The following is a 17,287-nucleotide window of genomic DNA, read 5'->3' as shown; positions in this document are numbered from 1 at the left end:
TCAGGCCGTCACGGCGGAGGGCTGCGCCGGGTCGCCTCCGGGCGTGGTGGCTCCCCGCTCCTGCGCCTCGAGGTAGGCCTCGTGGACCTCGACCGGGGCGAAGGGCCAGGACCGGCGGACCCGGGCCCAGACGAGGAAGGCGACCACGCCGACGACGATCCAGCCGAGCGAGAGCAGGATCGACAGCGTCGTCGCGGAGAAGTAGACGTAGACCCAGCCCACGAGGGCGATGAGGCTCGGGACGGGGTAGAGCCACTGCCGGTACGGGCGCCGCAACCCCGGCTGGCGCCGGCGCAGCACGGTCAGGGCCACGACCTGGGCGACGGACTGCACGAGGACGGCAACCGTCGTGAGCATGTTGATCACGGTCGACAGGTCGAGCAGCGATCCCAGGGCGGTGACGACACCCATGAAGGCCAGCGCCACGTACGGGAAGCCACCCTTGGGGGCCAGCCGGGCGAAGACGGGGAAGAAGACCCGGTCGCGGGCGGCGTTGTACGGCACCCGGGAGCCGCCGAGCAGGCCGGCGAAGACCGATCCGAAGGCCGTGATGATGATCAGGACCGTGACGACGGCGGCGGCGGTGTGGCCCCAGTTCGTCGTGACCGCCAGGCTCGCGACCGAGTCGGACTCGGCGACCTGCCGCCACGGCACCGCGCCCATGACGCCGACGTTCAGGGTCAGGTAGATGACCATCATGGCGAGGATGGAGAAGACGATCGAGCGCGGCATCGAGCGGCCCGGGTCCTTCAGCTCGTCGCCCATGTACGCGGTCGTGTTGTAGCCGAGGTAGTCGTAGACCGCGATCAGCAGCCCGGCGCCGAGGCCGGTGAAGAAGCCCCCGTCCAGGTGGAAGGCGCCGGCGGGGAAGTCGAAGGCCAGGTCGGGGCTGAAGTGGGAGTAGCAGGCCGCGATGGTGAGCACGACGGTGACGAGCATGACGACCCACAGCGCGGTGGTGATCACCCGGATCGACTCGATGCGGCGGAAGAGCGCGAGCATGACGAGCGCGACGACGCCGACCCCGATCGCGTGCACCGCGAGCCAGCTCATGTCCGGGAAGAAGAAGCCGAGGTACTGCACCAGCCCGATCACGCCGGTCGACATGATCAGCGGGATGCTGATCATCGCGGTCCAGACGAAGAGGAACGGCATCAGCCGGCCCGTGCGGTACTGGAAGGCCTCGCGCAGGTAGAGGTAGGTGCCGCCCGCGCCCGGCATCGCCGCCCCGAGCTCGGCCCAGACGAGGCCGTCGGTCAGCGCCAGCAGCGCGCCGACGACCCAGCCGAGGATCGCCTGCGGGCCGCCCATCGTCGCGACCATCAGGGGGATCGTGACGAACGGCCCGATGCCGCACATCTGGGTCATGTTGATGGCGGTGGCGCCGACCGTGCCGACGGTACGACGGAACTGCCCCGTCGTGCCGGTGGTCGTCGCCGTCGTGGGAGCGGCCATCGTCGTGCCTCCTGCGCCTCGGGTGGCTGGTGCCGGACACGTTAGTAAGACTGTCTTCCAAAGCGCAAGACCCTGGCCCGGGTGAGAAGATGACGCGGTGTCGGCGACCCCTCGGCCCGGTGCGCCGGTGAGCTCGACGAGCAGCGTGCGCGTGGCCAACGAGCGCGTGATCTTCGAGGTGCTGGCCCTGGGCGGGCACCGCTCGGCGACCGAGCTGGCCGGGGTCACCGGCCTGTCGAAGCCGACGGTGGGGATCGCGCTGGCCGAGCTCGAGGAGCTCGGCCTCGTGGAGCAGGTCGGGCGGCGCACCGGGAGCACCGGGCGGGCGCCACGACTCTTCCGCGTCCGGGCGCAGGCCGGTGGGGCGCTCGCCGTCGACGTCGGGCGGCAGTGGGTCCGGGCGGCCCGGGTCGACCTCACCGGGCAGGTGGGTGCGGCCTGCGCGCTGGAGGCCGACGGTCGTTCGGCGGAGGCCATCGTCGAGCAGGTCCTGCGCCTGGCCGCCGAGCTGGCGGGCGGGCCGGCGAGCGACGCGTCCGTCCCGAGCCACACGGTGCTCGGCAGCCCCGGCGTCTACGACGCGGCCGCCGACGTGATCCGCCTCGCCCCGAACCTGCCCGGCTGGGAGGAGCCGGCCGTCCTCGCCCGGCTGCGCGAGGGGCTGCCCGGCGCGTTGGTCGTGGAGAACGACATCAACCTCGCGGCGCTGGCCGAGCTCGAGCGGCTCCGGGAGAGCGGGTCCGACGCGCCCACCTTCGTCTTCGTGTCCGTCGGCACCGGGCTCGGGATGGGGGTCGTGGACCAGGGCCGGCTGCTGCGCGGCGCGCGGGGCGCGGCGGGGGAGATCTCCTACCTCCCGGCCGAGGCCGCGCCCGGCTCGTCGCCGACGCGGCTGGAGGAGCTGACCGGCTCGGCCTCGGTCGTCTCGGCCGCCCGGGACGCCGGCCTGGCGGCGACGAGTGCGGTCGACGTGTTCGACGCGGCGCGGCAGGGCTCCGGCGCCGCCCTCGCCGTCGTCGCGCGGGAGGCGGAGCGGGTGGCCCTCGCGCTCACCGCCGTCGTGGCCGTCCTCGACCCGCCGCTGATCATCCTGGGCGGCGGTGTCGGCCGCAACGGCGACCTGCTGCTGGATCCGATCCGCGCGGTCCTCACCGCGCGGCTGCCGCTGCCCCCGCCGGAGATTCGGGTCTCCCGCCTCGACGTGGACGCCCCGCTCCAGGGCGCCCTCGCCGACGGGCTCGTCCGGGCGCGGCACCACGCCTTCGAGGTGGCCACGGCCGGAGCCTGAGGCTCGCGGGACCAAGGCTCAGCCGGTCGGCTCCCGCAGGGCCAGCAGGTCGCGGAACTCCTCGGCGTACGCGAGCTGGCGCCGCAGGGTCTGGCAGCTCTCCTCGGCCCGCGCGTGGCAGTCGGCGACGAACGACTCCGCCTCCCGGCGCGCGTCGGGCCCGGTCGTGGGCTCGTCGAGGGCGTCCAGGGACGCCAGCAGCGTGCTCATCTCCTCCAGGGTGAAGCCGAGCGGCTTCATCCGCCGGATGGTCGTGAGCCGTTCGACGTCGGAGTCGGTGTAGAGCCGGAAGCCGCCGCCGGTGCGGGCCGACGGCGTGACCAGCCCCACCTCGTCGTAGTGCCGCAGCGTCCGGATCGACAGGCCGGTGCGCTCGGCGACGGCGCCGATCTGGAGGTGGTGGGCGCTCTCCTCCCGACCCCCGGGCGCCGCCGCGCTAGTGCCCGGCACCGAGCTGCCCCGTGAGGCGGGTGTGCCAGGCCCGGCTCGGCTCGTTGAGCCCGACGATCTCCACGTCCTTGCCGCGCTGGCGGTACTTGAGCTCGATCGAGTCGAGCGCGGCCACGGTGGAGGAGTCGTAGATCTGGGAGTCGCTGAGGTCGATGACCACGTGCTGGGGGTCGCCGCTGTAGTCGAACTGCGTCACCAGGTCGTTGCTCGAGGCGAAGAACAGCGCGCCCCGCACGGCGTAGACGCGGGTGTCGGGGTCCGGGTGGGCGACGTCGACGACCTCGGTGAAGTGCGCGACGCGGCGGGCGAAGAAGACCATGGCGACCACGACGCCGACGAGCACCCCGTACGCGAGGTTGTGCGTGGCGACGGTGACGACGACGGTCGCGACCATGATCGCGGTGGCGCTGAGCGGCATCCGGCGCAGCGTCGAGGGCCGGATGCTGTGCCAGTCGAAGGTGCCGACCGACACCATGATCATGACCGCGACCAGCGCGGCCATCGGGATGACCGCGACGACGTCGCCGAGGACCACGACGAGGATCAGCAGGAAGGTGCCGGCGAGGAAGGTGGAGATGCGGGTCCGGGCGCCGGACACCTTGGTGTTGATCATGGTCTGGCCGATCATGGCGCAGCCGCCCATGCCGCCGAAGGCGCCGGTGACGAGGTTGGCCACGCCCTGGCCCCAGGTCTCGCGGGTCTTGTTCGAGGAGGTGTCGGTGACCTCGTCGACGAGCTTGGCCGTCATCAGCGACTCGAGGATGCCGACCAGGGCGACCCCGAGCGCGTACGGCGCGACGATCCGCAGCGTCTCCAGCGTGAGCGGGACGTGCGGGACGAAGAGCGAGGGGAGGCTGTCGGGCAGTGCACCCTGGTCGCCGACCCTGGGCACGCGCAGCGCGAGCACCACGGTCGCGACGGTGACCAGGACGATGGCTACGAGCGGGGCGGGCACCACGGTCGTCACGCGCGGCAGCAGCACGATCACCGCGATCGCCACGGCGACCAGCGGGTAGACCAGCCACGGGACACCGATCAGGTAGGGCAGCTGCGAGGTGAAGATCAGGATCGCGAGCGCGTTGACGAAGCCGACCATCACGCTGCGTGGCACGAAGCGCATCAGCCTGGCCACGCCGAGCAGGCCGAGCACGACCTGCAGGGCGCCGGCGAGCAGCACGGTGACGACGAGGTAGTCGATGCCGTGCTCGCGCACCAGCGGGGCGATCACGAGGGCGACGGCGCCGGTGGCCGCGGAGATCATGGCCGGGCGGCCACCGACGATCGAGATCGTCACCGCCATCGTGAACGAGGCGAAGAGGCCGACCCGGGGGTCGACGCCGGCGATGATCGAGAAGGAGATCGCCTCGGGGATCAGGGCGAGCGCGACCACGAGGCCCGCAAGGACCTCGGTGCGCAGCCGCCGCGGCGAGCGGAGCGTCTCGCGCACGGTCGGGGCACGGTGCAGCGCGGGTGCTGGGTGGGCAGGGGCAGACGTCGCCACGGGGTTCCGTTCGGGTTCGCTGGAGCGCGGGGGCTCGTGCCGCGCGGCGGTGCGCGGCCCGGGCGGACGCGGCTCGGCGCGCCCGGCTGCGCGGTGCGGCAGCAGGACGGAACTCTACCCTCACGTGAGGGTAGGGATGACCTCGGGCTCAGGCTCCTGCCGGGCGCCACCGTCCGGGGCGGCCCTCGTCGAGGGTGACGAGGCGCTGCGTCGGGCGGGTCAGCGACACGTAGAGCGAGCGCACGCCGCCGGGGGACTCGGCCACCACGTCGTCCGGCGTGACGACGAGGACGCCGTCGTACTCCAGGCCCTTGGACTCCAGCGAGGTCACGACGGCGATCCGGTCCGCCCCGTCGAGCGCGGCGCCCTCCAGGTCGGCCAGCACGGTGTCCCGGCGCGACGGCGGGCAGACGACGCCGACCGTGCCGTCGACCTGCCCGAGCAGGGCGCGCACCTGCTCGACCACGTCGCGGCGCAGGTCCTGCGCGACCGCCAGCAGCGGCTCGACCCCGGTGGACCGCACCGCCGTGGGCAGGTCGGCCTCCGGGTAGGCCTCGACGACGACGCGCGAGGCGAGGTCGAAGACCTCGGCGGGGCTGCGGTAGTTGGTGCTCATCCGGAAGCGCCGGACCGGCGCGGTGCCGATGATCTCGCGCAGGGCGCGGTCGGCCTCGGCGGCGTCGGGCCAGGAGCTCTGCGCGCCGTCGCCGACGATGGTCCAGCTGGCGCTCGCGCCGCGGCGCCGCAGCATCCGCCACTGCATCGGCGTGACGTCCTGCGCCTCGTCGATCAGCACGTGGGCGTAGGTGCGGTGCGGGAGGTCGAAGGGGTCGACCTCGCGCTGCACGCTGAGCCGGTCGGCGGTCGTGACGATCTCGGCGTACTCGGAGTCGGCGTCGAGGAAGAGCGAGGTCTCGTTCTCCTCCGGCGGCGCGGGCACCGGGCCGAGCAGGTGCACGAGCTCGTCGAGGAGGGCGGCGTCGGCGACGGTCGGACCGAGCCGGTCCAGGTCGGCCGTGCCGGCGCTGAGCAGCTCGGCCTCGGCGCGCTCCAGCGAACCCTCCGACAGCCGTGCGGCGAGCGCCGGGTCGGAGAGCCGGCGCAGCGCCGAGGTCGCGCTCACGCTGGGCCACCAGGCGTGGCCGAACGTCGTGAAGGACGCGAGGCTGGTGACCACGTCGTCGAACTCGTCGCGCTCCATGTCGACCTCGCGCGGCCGCGAGCGCCAGAGCGCGTTGAGCAGCGCCTTCTCCGCGGCCTCCCGGCCGGCGTTGAGCTTGTGGTGCGACAGCACGTCACGGCGGATGCCCGCCAGCTGGCCCGACCGCAGCACGAGCACCTGGCCCTGCACGACGACGCGCAGCTCCAGCGGCTGGTCGGCGAGCGGCTCGAGCACCAGGCGCTTGAGCACCGGCAGCATCCGCAGGCTGCCCTTCACCGCGGCGGTCGGGGCGTCGTCGACGCGCTCGCCGGTCACGGCCAGCACGTCGGAGGGGACCGAGCCCATCGAGCGCAGCGTGACCGACTCCTCGCCGAGGCTCGGCAGCACGCGCTCGATGTAGTTGAGGAAGACGCGGCTCGGGCCGACGACCAGCACGCCGCCGGACTCGAAGCGCCGGCGGTTGGAGTAGAGGAGATAGGCCGCGCGGTGCAGCCCGACGACCGTCTTGCCGGTCCCGGGGCCGCCCGAGATCAGCGTGAAGCCCTGGTAGGGCGCGCGGATGGCCTCGTCCTGCTCGGCCTGGATCGTGGCGACGATGTCGCGCATCTGGTGCCCGCGGGCCCGGGAGAGCGCGGCCATCAGCGCACCCTCGCCGATCACCACGAGGCCGCCGTCGGCGTTCTCGGAGTCGAGCAGGTCGTCCTCGATGCCGACGACCGTCGGCCCCTGGCAGCGCAGCACCCGGCGACGGACCACCTGCATCGGCTGGGTCGGCGTGGCGCGGTAGAAGGGCTCGGCGGCCGGGGCGCGCCAGTCGATCACCAGCGGTTCGTAGTCCTCGTCGCGCACACCGATGCGGCCGACGTAGCGGACCTCGCCGTCGGTGCGGTCGAGGCGGCCGAAGACGAGGCCCTCGTGCTCGGCGTCGAGGACGGCGAGCCGCTTGGCCGACTGGAAGGCGAAGACGTCGCGCTCGTAGAGGCGGGTGCCGTCCTCCTCGCGCACGTAGGACTCACGGTCGGAGCTGTGCAGCGAACGGCCGGCGGTCGCGACCTGCTGGGCCGAGCGGGTCGCCTCGCCGAGCCGGGCGTAGACGAGGTCGACGTGCGCCTGCTCGACAGCGATCTCGCTCGCGAGCGGGTCGGGGCGCGCCTCGGTCACCAACAGGGTCATCCATCCGGTGGGGGTACGGCAGGGGCAAAACGGACGGCCCACTATACGGCGGCGTCGGCGGGCCCGACCCGGCCGAGACCGAGGTCCGGCCGAGGGGTGGAGAACCCCCTCCCGAGGGGTCCCCGGACTGCGGCTAGTCGCGCCGCCCGGCCACGGCGTACGCCGCGAGAGCCCCGCTCTGCGCCACCGCCCAGGGGCTCGGGCCGCTGGGGGAGGCGGCTCCGGCGAGGGCCAGGCCGGGGGTGGGCGTGGCGGTGCCTGGCCGTCGGCGCCAGCCGCGGAAGCCGTCGGTCACGAGCCCCGCCCCGGGCCGGTCCTCGAGGTGGTCCGCCCGGTGGTCCACGGTGGTCCGGACCAGCCGGTCACCGAGTCGCCGGAGCGTCACCACCAGCGGCCGCCCGTCGGCGTCGAGGTGGAGGTGCTCGGCCACGGGCTGCCCGGGGGCCGGGGAGTCGCCGGACCCGCCCTCCTCGAGGAGCACGTGCTCGGCCCGGGGGAGCCGGGCCGGGGACGCCCGGCGCAGCGACCGGCGCAACGACCGCGCGGTCGGCGCGGGGGCCAGGGACGCAGCCGTCCAGGGGTCGACGGCGAGGACGACGGCGTCGGCCGGCTCGGTCCCGGCGTCGGACGTCCGGACGCCCGTCACCGCTCGGTCGGCGGTCTCGACCCCCTCGACGCGGGAGCCCAGCCGCACCTCGACCTTCCGCAGCCCGAGCCGCGCGGCCAGGGTCTCGACCAACACGGAGGTGCGGCCCGTGTCGAGCGGGCGGCCCCGCTCGGCGACGACCTGCCAGCGGCCGAACGTCCGCTCCACGAGCAGGCCGACCGCGGCGAGCGCGGGGGCCTGCTCCGGTGTGGTGCCCAGCCGGTACGCGGTCGCGCGCACCAGCGCGCGCAGGTGCGGGTCGCCGAGGTCGTCGGCGAGGTCGGCGAGGCTCCGGCGCGACCGCAGGCGGCGGGCGAGGTCGCGGTTCAGCGAACCGGGCTCCCAGGGCTCCTCCAGCCCGAGCGGGCGCAGCGCCTGCCAGACGTCGTCGAGGGAGTCGAGGAGGTGCTGCCAGCGGGCGGCCGCCGCTGGCCCGTACGCGCGGAGCAGCACCTCCTGCTGCTCGCCGCGGTCGCTGGGCAGGGCGAGGCTGCTGCCGTCATCGTGGTGGACCACGGTGGGCGGGGCCGGCGCGAGCGCGTACCCGGCGCGGGCCAGCTCGGCCTCGAGCGGCCGCCCGCTCTTGCGGAACAGGTCGCGCCACGGCGCGGGGAAGGTCAGCACGGCCGGGGCGTCGTCGACCAGCACGGGCGCCGGCCCGGCGTCGGGGCCCGCCAGCGCGTACGGCGCCCACGCCCCGCCGAGCCGGTCCGTCGCCTCGTGCAGCCGGACGCGGTGGCCCATCTTGGCCAGGCGGGCGGCCGCGGCCATCCCGGCCAGGCCGCCCCCGACCACGGCGACGAGGGATCCGGTCGAGGTCGGCACGGGGCGAGGGTAGGCCGTGTCCCTCTCGACGCGTTTGCTGATGGTCGCGCGACGGCCATCCGACTTGGTGGGGGGAGTGGAAGGAGGAGGGCGCCGAACGGGTGGAATCCCGGCGCTCCGAGGGGGATCGGTTTCGCGCTGCCCGCATCTCTGTCCGAGTCGGACTGGTGCAGCGTCGGACTCGTGCAGCCAGGAGTCTCCTTGTCCGCTCCCGTCCCTCCACATGGCTGCAACGGCTCAGGTGACGTGGCGCAATCGGAACAGTTCTAGCACCGTGAGACGCCGATAGAGCGTGGTCAACCTTCTCCGTATGAGCCCCCTTCACCGGGCTTTTTCTCGGGCGGGTCTTACGGGAATCGTGCCGAGCCTGAACCGAGCAGGTAGCGGGCGAGCAGGCGCGTCACCGCAGAACGGACGGCTTGCGGTCAACGCAGGCGGTCGGCTCGCACAAGGTGCAAGTTCTGCGTCCTTACGGCCCGCTAGCCAGTTCGTTCCCTGGTTGCATAGGGCGGACGGCTTGCGGGAAGGGCGTTGCAGGCGTCGATGTCACCATTGTGGGATGGATCCGTCCGAGTCCCAGAGGCTCTTGAGGGTGGTCGCTAGCAGCGACGGGGCACTGATCGAGGTCGTTTGCCGGCCGGTTGAACCCGCCCATTGGCTACAGTTCCTCGCGACGGCTTCGCAGCAAGGCCTGCCTGTGAAGGGACGAGACCTGGCGTCCGACTGGTCCGCGCTGCACTCAAACTGGGTCCCTGTCTTTGACGGCAGCTTCTCGGTTGCGATCAAGGTTGGCCGGCAGACGTGGACGAGTTGTCTCTGGGATCTGAGCTGTATTGATCTCCAGGGCAACCCTCGCGATGTGCGCGAGGCGCAGGACGTCGAGGACATCGTCGCCCTGATGCAGATCTTGAGCAGCGTCACCAAAACGCCCGTCCTACTGCTGCCCGAGACTTCGGACTACGAGGCGACACCGCCCTGGTTGGTGGTCGAGAGCTGAAGGCTTTCTCACTACCCCGGCGTCTCACACGACGGTCGTCTTCCGGCGCTGCGGCTACCTGCAGGACAGTCGGCTTGCGAACTGCCAGGGCGACCCGCTCCTGCACTCCGCTGAGATGCTGAAGATGTTGTCCCCACTGACACACGAGCGGACTGGAGGCAGCCATGGCGTTTCGCGCTGGCTGGATCGATGACCCCGAGCTCGGCGTTCGAGTGCTGGTGCTGAACGACGTGGGCTTGAGTGAGACGTTGGAGTTGCAACGCGCATATCGGGGACCGGCCGGCGATCAGGCGCCGAAGGACGACGTCTGCTGCCTGGTGCGCAACGGTGCAGCAGTCGTCTATGGCGGGGTCGAAACCTTCGACTTGAGCGGAGCGCGGTTGACGCTGACGCTGACAGCAGATGCGGCAGCAACCCTCGAACTGCCCCTGACCGTGGTCTACGACCTGGACTCCGAGGGGCTCGCACTTGTTCGGCAGCGACTGCGGGAGATTCTGACCTGACGACGGCACCCTCAAGCTAGAGGCAGGTCTCGCAAGACCGTCGCCTAACGGCGACTGAGGGCCTATCCCTCGGCCGGCCTGCGATCTCGCTAGCGCCTACGCGCCCGACTGCCCGAAGCGCACGGTCAGCAGTCTGATGATCCCGTCGACGACCGTCACGGCGCCAAGGGCGCCGACGACCACCATCAACAGGAGCGGAAGGCCCCGCGCGCCAGTCAGAGCGTCTCCAGACCAACCGTGGAGCAAGCCGGCTACGGCAGCGACAAGCAGGACCGCACCGATGAGGAGGCGCACGATAGCCGGCGCCAGCTCCGAGGAGGGAGTGCCTCTCCTCAGCCGGATGTAGCCACGTGCGGGAGGAACGATCGCGAGGAAGTTTCCCGTGCCGACCGTCAGATCCACGCACTCCTGCTCGAGGACATCCACCTGAACGACCTTGCTGCGACACCAGTCGATCCGCGCCTCCAGCGAGCGTCTTCCTACGGGAAGCGGGATGTCAACGGACTGACGGGCTCGCACCTCTCCGACTCGGTGTCCATCGGCGTAGAGCTGATACGGCCTGATGAGGTCGCGATACGCAGCACTGCGCGTGACCCTGACTCGGCCCCACGCACCGAAAGCGGCGCTGCTGCTGCCGATGTCCACATGGACATCCTGCCGGGCGAGAGGTCGCCGTGCGGGTCTTTCGATAGACGGTCGGCTTGCGATGAGGTTGTCAGGGGATCGTGGGGTCTGTTGTGGTCTCGATTGCGCTTGAGAGTTCGTCGGGGCTTTGGATCCATGGCGCTGGACCCCAGGCGGTGAGGGTGACGTTCAGACCGGCGTCTCGGAGGGCGGTGTCGATGGACTCGTTGCCGGCTGTCAGCCAGATGCGCACGGGTGCGGTGGCAGCGGCGGCTGTCCAGTCAGAGGCCTGGAGGTTGGCTGGGGTTGGTCGCAGTGATCGATCGGTGGCGACGCGGCTTGTGAGGAAGTGCGCGACCAGATCCGCCTGGCGTTGGCGCCACATGTCTGCGGTGAAGACGCCGCAGAGGATGTCGACCATCTCTCGGGTGAGGGGGCCGTACGTGAGGTTGTCGGCATAGGGCTCGAGGCGAGTACCGATCTCGGCGGCGAGTTCGAGCTTGGCGTCGGGGGCGAGCTGGTCGAGATTGTCGGGGTGCGTCGTGGCGAAGGCGGTGAGGTCTGGATCGATGAGGACCGCTGATCGCGCTCGCCCTTCGGCGGCCATAGCCGCGGCCGGACCGGCACCCATGCCGATCCCGACGGCGACGTCGACGTGCTGGACGCCGCGGAGGGCCCAGAAGGTCGAGTCGTGGAGGCGCTGCAGCTGGGTGCCGGCCGCGGACAAGATGCCGCGGTCGTAGCTCAGGTCGGTGTCGAGGAGGACCTGATGGCCACGGCTTGTTAGTACGTGGGCCACGTCAGACCATTCACCGGGGCCCATGTCACCGGGGGTGAGCAGCACCCGCAGAGACCTGCTCACGGTGCAGTCGCTGCCGCTGCCCGGATGCCGGCGGGTCGGCAGGCGAGGAACAGGAGCGCGCTCGCCCCGACGCTGAGTCCCAGACAGACGACCAGCCGGGCGGGGCTGGCCGTGCCGGTCTCGGCCCACGCCCAGGGCACCACGATCCACAACTGGGTCGCCAGCCCGGTGCCGCCGACCACCAGCGCGAGCAACGTCCCGACCGCGCCGGCGGCGAGCGCGACCGCGATGTGCCAGCGGACCGCGAGCCACAGGTGCCACCACGTCAGCGCCGTCCCGGTCACGGCGAGCAGCGCCGTGAGCTCGGCGGCATCGGACCACCCCAGGCCCGCGGCGCCGAGCAGCAGGCCGCACCAGGCGCCGAACACCACGACTGCGCCCGCGTTCACCAGGGCGAGCCGCGCGCTCAGAGCAGCGGGTGGGAGGGGTCTGGCGCCGAGTGCTCGCCAGGCCGGGGCGACGGCCTGCCAGGTCAGCACGGGCAGCAGCGTCGTACCGACCGGCATCAGCAGCAGCGCGACCAGCTGCGTCGTCGTGGTCGGGTCGGCCCACAACCACAACCCGAGCGGCACCGTCCCCGCAGCAACCAGCAGCAGCGGCGCGATCGAGGTCCCCCGCAGACCGACGACCAACGCGGCGACCGGACCAGTCACCCGCCACCGGCGGGGCAGCCGGACCGGACGTGCAGCAGTCGCGTGTGCAGCGTGGCCAGCCGCTGAGCGGCGCAGCAGGCGAGCGCGCCGCCAGGGTCGGCTCCCGATCGCGGTGACACCAGCGGCGAGCAGGGCGGTGGCCAGCAGAGCCGGCCAGATGCTGGCGCCGACGAGCGGGCTACCGGGTTCCAGCGGGACACCGTTCGCGTGCGTCCCGGTCAACGGCAGCATCGCACGCACGGTCCAAGCCCACGGCTGCCACCACCACCCAGACGTCTCCGCGGTGAACGTCCCCGCGAGCGCCCACACCAGCCCAAAACCTGTCGCGGCGAGCAGGCCGGCCCGCAGCGCGACCTGATGAGCGACAGCGAGCAGCGCGAGGGTTGAGACCCACAGCGCGGCGGCGACCAGCAGCAGATGCCCGACCGGCCCAGGGAAGCTCAAATCGCCGACCCACCCGAACGGCACAGCGGCCAGAAGCACCGCCAGCTGCATCACCAGTGCATACCCGGCAAGGACGACGAAGCCCGCGAGGTGCGCCCGCCGACCGGTCACCGGACGCCACCACGCCCCACCGCCACGAGCCGTGGTCTCGCGACGCCCGAGCAATCCGGCGAGCAGACCGATGCCGACCGGTCCCAGGAACGACACCCACAAGATCTGCCACGCCGTCAACGCCGCCCACCCGTGCCGCGTCGACCCAGCCAGGTACAGCAGCCCCTGCAGCCCCGCCGCGACCAGCCCGAGCAGCGGCAACCTTGCCGCCGCACTGCCCGGCCAACGGCGCCGCTCCGCCCCGACCGCCGCCGGCACCCCCACCAGCGGCGACCGCGGTCTAGTCGTCGTGCTCACGCGACCCGCCCCTGCGCGGCAGGAGTGGTCAAGGTGAAGTAGGCGCGCTCGAGGTCCCCGTCCGGCGCCAGCGCGGCCAGCTCACCCTGGTAGCGCAGCCGCCCGTCGACCAGGACACCGACGTCGTCGGCCAGCTGCACCACCTCGCCGAGCAGGTGACTGCTCACGATCACCGTCCGGCCCGCTGCTGCGAAGCTGCGGATCAGCGCGCGCAGCGCCACCACACCCTCGGGGTCGAGACCGTTCTGCGGCTCATCGAGGACCAACAGCTCCGGGTCGCCCAACAGCGCGACCGCGAGCGCGAGCCGGCCCCGCATCCCGGTACTGAACGTCCGGACCCGCTGCCGACCCGTCCCCGTCAGGCCCACCTCCTCCAACACCCGACGTATGCGTCCGGGAGGCAGCGACAGCAGCCGGGCATGCACCTCGAGGTTCCGTACCGCCGACAGGTGCGGATACAGCGCCGGCCCGTCGATGCTCGCCCCCGCCCGCGCCAGCACCCCGCGCTGCCACGGCCGCCCCCACATCAAGACCCGTCCGGCGTCGGGAACCAGGAGCCCGAGCAGCAGCTTCAGCGTGGTCGACTTCCCCGCACCATTCGGACCCAGCAAGGCGTACACCCGCCCCGGCCGGACTCGAAGGTCGAGACCGTCGACCCCACCACCGGACGCGAATCGCTTCGTCAACCCGTCCGTCGCCACCACGAAGGAATCTTTCACGAATCGGATCATCACACCTTCGGCGCCCCGCGTCAGTAGCAACGTCCGAGCTCCACCGCCGGGAGCGCAGCTCACCCGTGCGAGCCACAGCGTCGGCCCGCGCTCTCGCTAGACCGTCGTCTTGCGGGCGCTTGCAGGACGTCCAACTTACGGTGCGCAGTCCGGTCCTAGCCCCCGGCCCGGGTTCGGGATCCGCGTGCTTTCCTACACGGGTGTTACCGACCACGGAGCAGCTCCAAGTTGCACAGCGGTTCGCCGTCCTACCTCTAGCACTTACTCCCTCCGAGACCGTGGGTGTCGCTAGCAACATCAGGACCGCTCTGTTGCCGCTGAACGGGTTGAGGCACCGCCCTGAGAATGGGACCAGCGGTTGGTACCTGTGGGCCGGCGAACAATTCTCGGAGGATCCGGACTTCTTCCGGCCTCTTCACCACGAGCACCTCAGCGACTGGTGCCCCGCGGCGATGCCATACCTGGCGCTACCGCCGGGCTGGCGCTTCCTAGTGGCGCCTGACTACGAGGATGTCTGGTTCGACGAGATGTTGCTGGAGATCGATTGAGCCGTCGGGTGTGCCGCAAGACGGTCGGCTAACGGCGACGAGGGCGCCCCCAGGACGGAGGGCTCGCGGCACCGGGGGATGACTCCTGACTACCTCGGCCAGGGCCGTCGGCGAGCCCAACCGAGCTAAGAACTCGTACTCCGCCTTCTGCGACCCCGGGTTGCACGCCAAGCCACGAACCATCCAACGGCGATAGCCAAGAGGAGCGCGCCAACTACGAACGAGTGATCGGTAAGCAGCCAAACCAGGGCGGCGACTAGACAGACCAACGCGTAGCCCGGGAACGCGTCCGTCAGGTGGTACGGCCGTCGGGCCGCAGGACTGGGCACACCTCGAAGGTAAGGGAGGCCCGCAAGCCGGCGCCGAAGAGTCGGCCATGACGAGCAGCGGTCGCTCTGTACGGCCTCCTGCAAAAGGGTCGGCTTGCGAGCTGCGCTCGACGGTCGATATTCGACGACGGGCTGGCTTCGGGATCGACCGGCTCTGACGCCTTCCAGGTTTGCTCGCGCTGCGCGATCTTCGAGGAGGCCCACCGAGGCGTCGCCGCTCGACTTGTGAGGTTCAGCGGTCGAAGCGGGCGCCTTCTGGTTTGGGCCTGGAGAGGTAGAAGACCAGCAGGATGATCCATCCGATCACGGGTAGCAATCCGATCAGGATCCACAGGCCGCTGCGGTTGGTGTCGTGCAGGCGGCGCCAGCTGAGGGCGAGGGTCGGGATGGCGACGGCGAGGCCCCACAGCGAGGAGAGGATGTCGCCGACGTCGTCGGTGCGTCGCTCTCCCAGGGCGAAGCTGCCGGTCTGGGCGACGCCGATGAGCTGGAACACCACGCTGACGGCGAAGGCGATCAGGACCCACCACCAGTACTCGCTGCGGCTCGCGCGGCCGGAGAACGTGACGTACTTGCGCCAGAACCGTCGAAACGCCTGCGCGGGGCTCGCGCCGTACAGCGGAAGCCGGATCGGATCGGTTACAACAGGGAATGGCTCGTTGATCACGACAGGGGAGGGTAGCGACTCGTTGGTCTCTGCCGTCTCGGGGGACGGTCGGCTTGCGGCACGACCAGCGCCCGTAGAACGACGGCCTACGGCACGACACAGGAACTCTGCCGGTTCGGGAAGTGAGTTTCTACGCGTCGAGATGGATGGCTGAGCGACACCTGCGGTGACCCTCCTGCTGCGCAGGTTCTCAACTAGCAGCCTGAGCCACTATCCAAGGGATCGCGTAGGCGTCGAGATCGGTCAGCACGTCGTCACGAACGGGGGTGACGTTGGAGCCGCCGATGATGCGCCACCACTTGTCCCCCGGTGGGGGGATCAGCATGCCAATTCTCGTCTGGTCTGCCCATGAGCCGTAGGAGATGGTTGGTGTCGGACGAGCGCCCAGGTGGGGGTTTGCTTGAAGTTGCTGTGCCCACTCGTTCCGGGAGATGACGGAGAGGTTGATCGTGAACCGAAGCTCGGCACGGTCGCTGTAGGCCGACTTCTGGAAACCGAGCTGTGCCCAGTGGGTGTCCGAAGGTAGTTCAAATCGACCTGAGGACCCGCGAAAGCCGCGCTCCCGCAAAAATGGTGCGAACGCTGTCTTCATGAGTTCGGCGTAGGCGACCTGCGGACTCTCGGCGGGCTCCGCTGGCGCTGCTGCACGTGGCCGGTGCTTCCATCGAGCGAAGTCGCGAACAGCCTCTTCCTCTTGCGGACCCTCGGGCACGATCAGAGCATCCCACTTGGGCGGCGCACGAGGGCGATCTCCGTGCTCCGCAAGCCCGTCGGTTCGAGCTCCGCACAACGGTCGCCTTGCGGTGACAGCCGACCTAGTCCGTCCAGAGGTCCCGATATCGGGCCTGACGCTTCTGACTCGCCGGTCGCGGTGGTCGTGCTCGCCACCGCTGTACAAGTGCCAAGCTGCCCCATCGAGCGCGAGCGGCGTAGAGCTGACGGCGCATCGTCAGGCGACTCATGCCCTCAGAATCCTCCGGGTGGGCCCACATCGCTAGGTCTGTATGGGCCCGGCCGGGTCGTGTCCGTAAGACGGTCGGCTTCCGGACAGGGCATCTCTAGCGCGGTAAAGGAGAACTCGCTGCTTCTTGAGCGTGAGGCCGATTCAGCCGCGGACCCGGAGGATGGAGAGGGGCTGGCCATTCTGGTCGAGTGCGCGGTCTTCGACATCGAGGTCCAAGGGAGCCGGGTCGCCTGAGCCGAGCTCGAAGTCGAGGCGAGCTTCAGCGAACGCGTACCCGTCGTGCAGGGCAGCCGGGTACCAGGGACCGGTCTGAGCTCCTCGTGTGAGCCGGAGCTGGATGGTGGCGACTTCGGGCTCAGTGCGGTAGGCCGCACTGGTGACAGCTGTGACGTTGCCCGAGGTGGAGGTGCTGGCGGAGATGGTGAAGCCGTAGAGCCGGTCCGCCGGCTCGCGGCGGTGTTCGTCGTCGATGTAGGGCGGGTTGGGCCCGTCGTAGAGCTTCAGGTCGTTCCCTGCGCAGACGTAAGCGATGTGGTCTTCCGCGGTGAAGATGACGACACGATGCGTGGTAGTTCGACGCGCGAGGTGGATCGTCGTCGGGCGGGTCGTCCTGTCGGCTCCACGAAGGCAGTTCTGCGCCGCAGTGACTGCCTGCTTGCGGCTGAGAGCGCCCCGGTCGATGGAGGCCGCTACCACCGACGAACGTCTTAAGGGGATGAGCGGCGTGCTGCTGGGAGGCGAGGTCGAGCTGCGCTCTTCTCGGTTCTGGTCTTGCCGCTGACGTAGTGCGTGGTCGCCCACGAAGAGCCCCGTGATGACGAGCAGTGTCAAGACGAGCAGGAAGGCCAACTGGCCGCGGAACCGCGCAACCTGGCCGTCGTCCATGACTCAGTATCGGGGGGTCCGCGTCGGCCGTGCCGACTCCTCCGTTGTCGTCCTCGGCGCAAGTACGTTCGAGGGCCTCATCGCTCTCAAGGGTTGGCCGGGTTCCGACTCGCAAGACGGTCGGCTAACGGCGATGTTCGCGCCCGTAGGACGGACGGCTTACGGGCACACG

The 17,287-nt window shown here is 70.9% G+C and carries 16 protein-coding genes; 4 read left to right on the top strand and 12 right to left on the bottom strand.

The genetic code is table 11. The features are described from left to right. Positions 1–1,455, bottom strand: coding sequence for an APC family permease (locus BLU42_RS12295; RefSeq protein ID WP_091074772.1), 1,455 nt, complete (start codon positions 1,453–1,455; stop codon positions 1–3). Between the two features lie 97 nt (positions 1,456–1,552). On the opposite strand from BLU42_RS12295, the gene BLU42_RS12290 reads away from it, so the two are divergent. Then, positions 1,553–2,743, top strand: coding sequence for an ROK family transcriptional regulator (locus tag BLU42_RS12290; protein ID WP_157719960.1), 1,191 nt, complete (start codon positions 1,553–1,555; stop codon positions 2,741–2,743). An 18-nt stretch (positions 2,744–2,761) separates the two neighbouring features. Here the strand turns inward: BLU42_RS12290 and BLU42_RS12285 are convergent, their stop codons facing one another. The 4 genes from BLU42_RS12285 to BLU42_RS12270 form a co-directional block, all read right to left on the bottom strand. Further along, complete coding sequence (locus tag BLU42_RS12285; protein ID WP_091074768.1) at positions 2,762–3,193, bottom strand: MerR family transcriptional regulator; 432 nt, start codon at positions 3,191–3,193, stop codon at positions 2,762–2,764. After that, positions 3,180–4,640 carry a SulP family inorganic anion transporter gene (locus BLU42_RS12280; protein WP_091074766.1) on the bottom strand — a complete coding sequence of 487 codons (1,461 nt, stop codon included), beginning with the start codon at positions 4,638–4,640 and terminating at the stop codon, positions 3,180–3,182. The genes BLU42_RS12285 and BLU42_RS12280 overlap by 14 nt, the downstream gene beginning before the upstream one ends. Positions 4,641–4,842: 202 nt before the next feature. Further along, positions 4,843–7,029 carry a HelD family protein gene (locus tag BLU42_RS12275; protein WP_091074764.1) on the bottom strand — a complete coding sequence of 729 codons (2,187 nt, stop codon included), beginning with the start codon at positions 7,027–7,029 and terminating at the stop codon, positions 4,843–4,845. Positions 7,030–7,162: 133 nt separating this feature from the next. Then, positions 7,163–8,500 carry an FAD-dependent oxidoreductase gene (locus tag BLU42_RS12270; RefSeq protein WP_157719959.1) on the bottom strand — a complete coding sequence of 446 codons (1,338 nt, stop codon included), beginning with the start codon at positions 8,498–8,500 and terminating at the stop codon, positions 7,163–7,165. A gap of 559 nt (positions 8,501–9,059) precedes the next feature. Between BLU42_RS12270 and BLU42_RS12265 the strand changes: the two genes are divergently transcribed. After that, positions 9,060–9,497, top strand: coding sequence for a hypothetical protein (locus tag BLU42_RS12265; RefSeq protein ID WP_091074760.1), 438 nt, complete (start codon positions 9,060–9,062; stop codon positions 9,495–9,497). A gap of 164 nt (positions 9,498–9,661) precedes the next feature. Beyond that, positions 9,662–10,000: an Imm10 family immunity protein gene (locus tag BLU42_RS12260; RefSeq protein ID WP_091074758.1), complete on the top strand. Its 339-nt coding sequence runs from the start codon at positions 9,662–9,664 to the stop codon at positions 9,998–10,000. A 96-nt stretch (positions 10,001–10,096) separates the two neighbouring features. Here the strand turns inward: BLU42_RS12260 and BLU42_RS12255 are convergent, their stop codons facing one another. The 4 genes from BLU42_RS12255 to BLU42_RS12240 form a co-directional block, all read right to left on the bottom strand. Continuing rightward, a complete protein-coding gene (locus BLU42_RS12255) occupies positions 10,097–10,645 on the bottom strand; it encodes a hypothetical protein (protein ID WP_091074756.1) in 549 nt (182 codons plus the stop codon). Between the two features lie 70 nt (positions 10,646–10,715). Then, the gene (locus BLU42_RS12250; protein WP_091074754.1) at positions 10,716–11,468 is read right to left on the bottom strand and encodes a hypothetical protein; all 753 of its coding nucleotides are present in this window, start codon (positions 11,466–11,468) and stop codon (positions 10,716–10,718) included. A gap of 14 nt (positions 11,469–11,482) precedes the next feature. Continuing rightward, the gene (locus BLU42_RS12245; protein ID WP_157719958.1) at positions 11,483–12,895 is read right to left on the bottom strand and encodes a hypothetical protein; all 1,413 of its coding nucleotides are present in this window, start codon (positions 12,893–12,895) and stop codon (positions 11,483–11,485) included. Between the two features lie 92 nt (positions 12,896–12,987). Beyond that, positions 12,988–13,722, bottom strand: coding sequence for an ATP-binding cassette domain-containing protein (locus BLU42_RS12240; protein WP_091074750.1), 735 nt, complete (start codon positions 13,720–13,722; stop codon positions 12,988–12,990). Between the two features lie 65 nt (positions 13,723–13,787). Between BLU42_RS12240 and BLU42_RS21770 the strand changes: the two genes are divergently transcribed. Beyond that, complete coding sequence (locus BLU42_RS21770) at positions 13,788–14,270, top strand: immunity protein Imm33 domain-containing protein (RefSeq protein ID WP_456238001.1); 483 nt, start codon at positions 13,788–13,790, stop codon at positions 14,268–14,270. 561 nt (positions 14,271–14,831) lie between these two features. Here BLU42_RS21770 and BLU42_RS12230 read toward each other — a convergent pair. From BLU42_RS12230 to BLU42_RS12220, 3 genes are all read right to left on the bottom strand, one after another. Next, positions 14,832–15,266 carry a DUF805 domain-containing protein gene (locus BLU42_RS12230; RefSeq protein ID WP_157719957.1) on the bottom strand — a complete coding sequence of 145 codons (435 nt, stop codon included), beginning with the start codon at positions 15,264–15,266 and terminating at the stop codon, positions 14,832–14,834. Between the two features lie 190 nt (positions 15,267–15,456). After that, positions 15,457–15,858, bottom strand: coding sequence for a DUF4304 domain-containing protein (locus BLU42_RS12225; protein WP_091074744.1), 402 nt, complete (start codon positions 15,856–15,858; stop codon positions 15,457–15,459). Positions 15,859–16,371: 513 nt separating this feature from the next. After that, entirely contained in the window at positions 16,372–17,115 is a 744-nt protein-coding gene (locus tag BLU42_RS12220) for a hypothetical protein (protein WP_091074742.1), read from the bottom strand. Between the last annotated feature and the right edge of the window lie 172 nt (positions 17,116–17,287).

Source organism: Microlunatus sagamiharensis (genome assembly GCF_900105785.1).
Taxonomy (GTDB): domain Bacteria; phylum Actinomycetota; class Actinomycetes; order Propionibacteriales; family Propionibacteriaceae; genus Microlunatus; species Microlunatus sagamiharensis.
Note: the sequence above shows the minus strand (reverse complement) of the source record. Positions and strands in the feature narration are given on the sequence as shown.

What these genes read in the sequence shown, in the direction of transcription:
- BLU42_RS12295 (WP_091074772.1), bottom strand. Translation starts at nt 1,455, where the DNA reads ATGGCCGCTCCCACGACGGCGACGACCACCGGCACGACGGGGCAGTTC.
- BLU42_RS12275 (WP_091074764.1), bottom strand. Translation starts at nt 7,029, where the DNA reads ATGACCCTGTTGGTGACCGAGGCGCGCCCCGACCCGCTCGCGAGCGAG.
- BLU42_RS12265 (WP_091074760.1), top strand. Translation starts at nt 9,060, where the DNA reads ATGGATCCGTCCGAGTCCCAGAGGCTCTTGAGGGTGGTCGCTAGCAGC.
- BLU42_RS12260 (WP_091074758.1), top strand. Translation starts at nt 9,662, where the DNA reads ATGGCGTTTCGCGCTGGCTGGATCGATGACCCCGAGCTCGGCGTTCGA.
- BLU42_RS12240 (WP_091074750.1), bottom strand. Translation starts at nt 13,722, where the DNA reads ATGATCCGATTCGTGAAAGATTCCTTCGTGGTGGCGACGGACGGGTTG.
- BLU42_RS12225 (WP_091074744.1), bottom strand. Translation starts at nt 15,858, where the DNA reads ATGAAGACAGCGTTCGCACCATTTTTGCGGGAGCGCGGCTTTCGCGGG.
- BLU42_RS12220 (WP_091074742.1), bottom strand. Translation starts at nt 17,115, where the DNA reads ATGGACGACGGCCAGGTTGCGCGGTTCCGCGGCCAGTTGGCCTTCCTG.